The sequence below is a fragment of the Rhodococcus sp. H29-C3 genome (assembly GCF_030063405.1).
In the GTDB taxonomy this organism is placed as follows: Bacteria; Actinomycetota; Actinomycetes; order Mycobacteriales; family Mycobacteriaceae; genus Rhodococcoides.
In genome coordinates, this window is record NZ_JASITC010000042.1 from 1 (window position 1) to 4,579 (window position 4,579).

Below are 4,579 nucleotides of genomic sequence, written 5' to 3' on the forward strand. Positions count from 1 at the left end.
GAATTCTCAGTTATCTCGACACACCGGAACTCCAGCCTGCACGAGTTGGAAGTCGCTGCGTGATGCAGTAGATACCGGCAACCTGAGGGGAGTCCGGTATGAAAGTGATCAAGCACTCGGCGGCAGGGATCGTTCGTCGCGTGATGCTGGTTGACGACATGGGCGGTGACGTCGTGCCGGTGTGTCGCTTCCTCTCGCATCTGGCAGACTCTGGCTACAGTCCGAACACATTGTGCGCCTATGCTTATGACCTACGTCGATTGTTTTATTTTTGCGAGGAGCAACACGAGGCATGGACTGGCTTTCGGGCCTCGACTGCCTTTGAGTTTCTCGGGTACCTGAGACGGATTCCCAGCCGTGGACCTGCCCAGCGTCTCGGTCTCGTCACGACCGGCACGGAGGGTCGGTGCCTCTCTGCGGCGACGGTCGCCCGAATTTTGGCCGCGACTTCCAGCTTCTACGAGTGGGCCATCGCCGCGGAACTCTACCTCGGGTCGGAGAACCCACTCCAGAAGCGCGATGATCCCGCACTGTCGAAGGTGGTCGATCGGCATCGACCGTTCGTCGGAGACGCGAGTCGGCAGCGTCCGATACGCCGAGTCGTGCGGGTACGCTTGCCGATTCGCCTGCCCCGGCCGCTGAGCAGTGACGATATCGAGGCTTTGTTGATGAGCATGACGTCGACGCGGGATCTGGCCATTTTCCTACTGATGCTCGACGGTGGGCTGCGACCGGGTGAGGTCTTGTGTCTTCGGCTGGCGGACGTCTCGTACGGGCACCGCCGCGTGACGATTCGAAAACGAGACGATCACCCACGCGGTGCGCGGGCGAAATCCCGCAGGGAACGTGTGGTCGACCTGCACGAGCCCCGCACCCTCGACGCAGTCAACCGGTACGTCCTTCATGAGCGGCCATGCGATGCCGACAGCGACTTCGTGTTCCTCGTCGGGGGTACCGGAGCTCGACGGTTCGAACCACTGAGCTATCAGGCCGTATCTCGCGGGTTCGCCCGGCGGCTGGATCGTCTCGGTATCCGATCGCCAGAAAAGACCCCGCACGCGTTGCGGCATACCCACGCGACAGCGATGTGGGAATCAGGAATGCGGGAGCTGGCCCTGCAGCGCCGTTTGGGGCACGCATCACCGGAATCGATCGGGGTGTACACCCGGGTATCGGATGAGCAAGTACTCACCGAGTACGACGCGGCACTGAGGAATCGGCGTTGACCGCCGTTGAGCTCGCGACGGAGCTGGCAGCGGTTCAGCACGTGGACCGTGCCACCTACCGGAAATGGCTGTGGATTAACACAACTCCAGGTTCTCGATATTCGCGTCTTGCCCACTACGACGAATTCATTGCTCGCTGGCCGCAGTTGAGTGAATGGTTCGCAGCCCCGCTGGCGCAACGCACGTTCGACGTGGACGAACCTGTTGCAGGACAACACCCGCACGGTGGAGCCAACGTGATCATGCCGTACCTATCGTATCTCTCCCTGGTGCACGGTATCGGCCTCGACTACGACCTATTATTCGCCCGAACCTTCGCCGGCCCCTTCACCGATTCCGCCGCACCGACCGGGCTCGGCATCGACCTCGGGCTTTTCGACAGTCATGTGAATCGACTCGCTCAGCTCGGATACACCGCAGACGGCGCCAAAACCGACTTGAAGTCCGCATTGGGGCGTCTGATACTTCATCGAGGAGATCCCGATCTCGCAGCAATCACTGCCGCGGATATTAAAGAGATGCGTTGCGCAGGTGATGTATTCACGGAGCGGCTACGGTACGAGCCAATCCGCGAATTCTACAGTCGTTCCCGAGGCAACAGATTGCCGGCGGACCCGGTCGAAACGTTTCGGCGCTCAGTAGCTACCCGGCTCAATGCCGCTCACCTGTTGTTGTTCACCATTGGACAGGTCAACACCGAGCCGCCGGGTCGGATCGATGCTGGTTCCTGGACGGCCCACCTCACGCCAGTGAAGACGCCACCGCTGATACGAGCAGTGGTCGACCGCTACCTGAAATTGCACCTGGAGGCCTCGCTCGGGCGTGAACAGTCCGTCCGCCACTTCCGCGACGCATTACGCCGTCTTGTGTTGTGGCTGTGTGAAGCCCATCCTGAAGTAGAGAACCTCGACCAGTTGACCCGCGAGCATGCCGAGGAGTTCCTGCGCTGGCTCGGTGAGCAGACCAGTCAGCAGACCGGCCTTCCCTTGGCTGTGAGCACTCGGCGCTCGATCGTGACGCTGCTGGCAAGATTTGTCAGTGACACCGCGTCGTGGGGCTGGGAGGATGTTCCAGGGCGGGTGCTCTTTGCTCGCGGTGACATCCCCAGGATCACCAAGACCGTGCCGCGCTTCATCCCAGACCATGAACTCGCAGCCCTCATGAACGCGGTCGAGCAGCTACCGGACCCGTATCAGCGAGCCGCACTGATCGTGGCCCGCTGGTCCGGTGCTCGGCGTGACGAGATCCGCCGACTTGCCCTCGACTGCCTCGACACGTACCCGGATGGACATCCGCGACTACGAATCCCTGTCGGGAAGGGCTACTCCGAGCGCTCGATCCCTCTGCACCCCGACGCGGCCGCAGCGCTGCAACCGCTGATCGAGCTCGCTCACAATCGAGGCGCGCGAGGACGATACGACATCAGCGTCGGTCGGGCAGTCGAGCACATCTTCACCTACCGCGGAAGACTATTATCGCCGGGTTTTCTATTTGACCTCTCTCTCAAAGCGGCCTGTACCGCAGCCGGAATGGTCGACTCGCAAGGCCGACCCACCGTCAGCGCACACCGGTTCCGTCACACCATCGGTACTCAACTCGCCGAGGGCGGTGCCCGGTTGCAGACGATCATGGCCGTGCTCGGGCACCGCACCCCGCACATGTCGTTGATCTACTCATCTCTGTCGGACCCGATCGTCAAACAGCAGTATCAGGACGCACTCGACCGGCATCTCGACGGCGTCGTGCTGGCGGGACCGGCCGCACAGGCATTGCGCGAACACCGACTCGAACCGGAAGCAGTGTCCTGGCTGCAGACGAACTTCCTCAAGACCGAACTTGAACTCGGACACTGTCTGCGCCTACCTCAGGAAGGACCGTGCGAATGCGATCTTGTCTTGACCTGCTCAAAGTTCCTCACCACCAGCGATTACGCGCCCCGCCTCAGGACGCGGCTGGTCACCGAACGCACCCTGATTGCCGATGCCGTCGAACGAGGATGGGACAAAGAGGCCGAACGGCATGAACGCACCGTCGACCGCATCACAGGGCTCCTCGCCGACCTGGGGCAAGAACCGGAACCGATCCAGCGATAGCCCCCCAGTAGCGCATCGACATCAGAGCTCGTCTGATCGTCCGTTCTCGAGCTGGAACCTCAGCGTTTGCATAGTGCGGAGTCGAGCAATGGAAGGAGTCTGTCCCAATGATGTTGCAGAGCAGAAGCATTGAAAGCATCGGTGTCGGACATGGTGTACCCGTGGATGGTGTCGGGGTAGATCTCGGAGGTGTAGTCGAGATTCGCGGCGTCTAGAGACTGCTGGAGAACATCGTGGTCCTCGGGCGTCATATCACCTTCAGCGTGACCGAGATGGACTTGGGCGGTCAGTGTGGAGAGAAGACGATGGGCACTGTCGGCCCCGTCGGTGACCAACGACCCGGGATGGAATGCGGCGACGGCGGCCACTTTGTCGGGATGCGCCGCTGCGGTGCGGATCGCCAAGACTCCACCCATGCAGTAGCCGATCACTGCAACCGGCCCGGCGCTGACCTCGGGCTGGGCGTTGAGGAACATGAGGTAAGCCTCGGCGTCACGCACAGCGCGTTCTGCGGTGTGCGCTTCGACCAAAGGCAGCAGTTGGGCTACGACCGCGGGGCGGACTTCTTCTCCGATGTGCTCAGGAAGTCTGACTATAGGTGCCGGCCCGTGACGGTAGTAGAGATTGGGCACGAGCACGTAGTACCCGCGCTCAGCGAGTTCGCGGGCCCTGTCCTCCAATTCGGAGCGCACTCCGAAGACGTCCGGGTACAACAGCACCCCCGGGTGCTGGTCGCCATAGCCGGGAAAGGCTGCGAACGAGTCAGCTTCGCCGTCGGTGGTAGGGATTTGCAAGTTCTTGGTGGGCATGGGTTCTCCTGTCGTGGTTGATGTGTGAAGCCTGCAATCAACTCGACGTGGGTGGAGCCCGCGCACCAGCGCAACTCCCGCGATTGAACAACGGGCCAGTACGGACGGCCCGATCGGCGCTCAGAAGAGCGCCGGGTCACCCATCCGTGTGTGGCGCAATGCCGTCCCGGTAGTCATGCGGAGCACTCTAGCCCACGAACGAAGTAGGCGCGCCTATCACCGTTCTGACCTTCACGTTCGCGCACCGAGCAACACCATTTTGACGGCACTAGTGCTCCTGTCCGTAGCTCATGGCAGAATCCCCAGCGCCCCACTCCCTCCAGTCCGGGGCACAGGCTTCGCAGTCTCGTAGGGACGATCCGACGGATCATCCCGGTGAACTGGGCAAGTCGAATAGCCGTCACCTAACCGTCGGCAAAGCGACTTGACATTTTCCTTGTGTCCACATAAT

At 61.6% G+C, this 4,579-nt stretch carries 3 protein-coding genes; 2 read left to right on the top strand and 1 reads right to left on the bottom strand.

Features of this window, described 5'->3' with window-relative positions; all coding sequences use genetic code 11:
* Positions 1-98: 98 nt before the first annotated feature.
* On the top strand, positions 99-1,226 hold the full coding sequence (locus tag QMK32_RS24980) for a tyrosine-type recombinase/integrase (RefSeq protein ID WP_283478260.1): 1,128 nt from the start codon (positions 99-101) through the stop codon (positions 1,224-1,226).
* Positions 1,223-3,319 carry a tyrosine-type recombinase/integrase gene (locus QMK32_RS24985; RefSeq protein ID WP_283478262.1) on the top strand — a complete coding sequence of 699 codons (2,097 nt, stop codon included), beginning with the start codon at positions 1,223-1,225 and terminating at the stop codon, positions 3,317-3,319. Before QMK32_RS24980 ends, QMK32_RS24985 begins: the two co-directional genes overlap by 4 nt.
* A gap of 59 nt (positions 3,320-3,378) precedes the next feature.
* Here the strand turns inward: QMK32_RS24985 and QMK32_RS24990 are convergent, their stop codons facing one another.
* The gene (locus tag QMK32_RS24990) at positions 3,379-4,128 is read right to left on the bottom strand and encodes a dienelactone hydrolase family protein (RefSeq protein ID WP_283478263.1); all 750 of its coding nucleotides are present in this window, start codon (positions 4,126-4,128) and stop codon (positions 3,379-3,381) included.
* Positions 4,129-4,579: the final 451 nt, after the last annotated feature.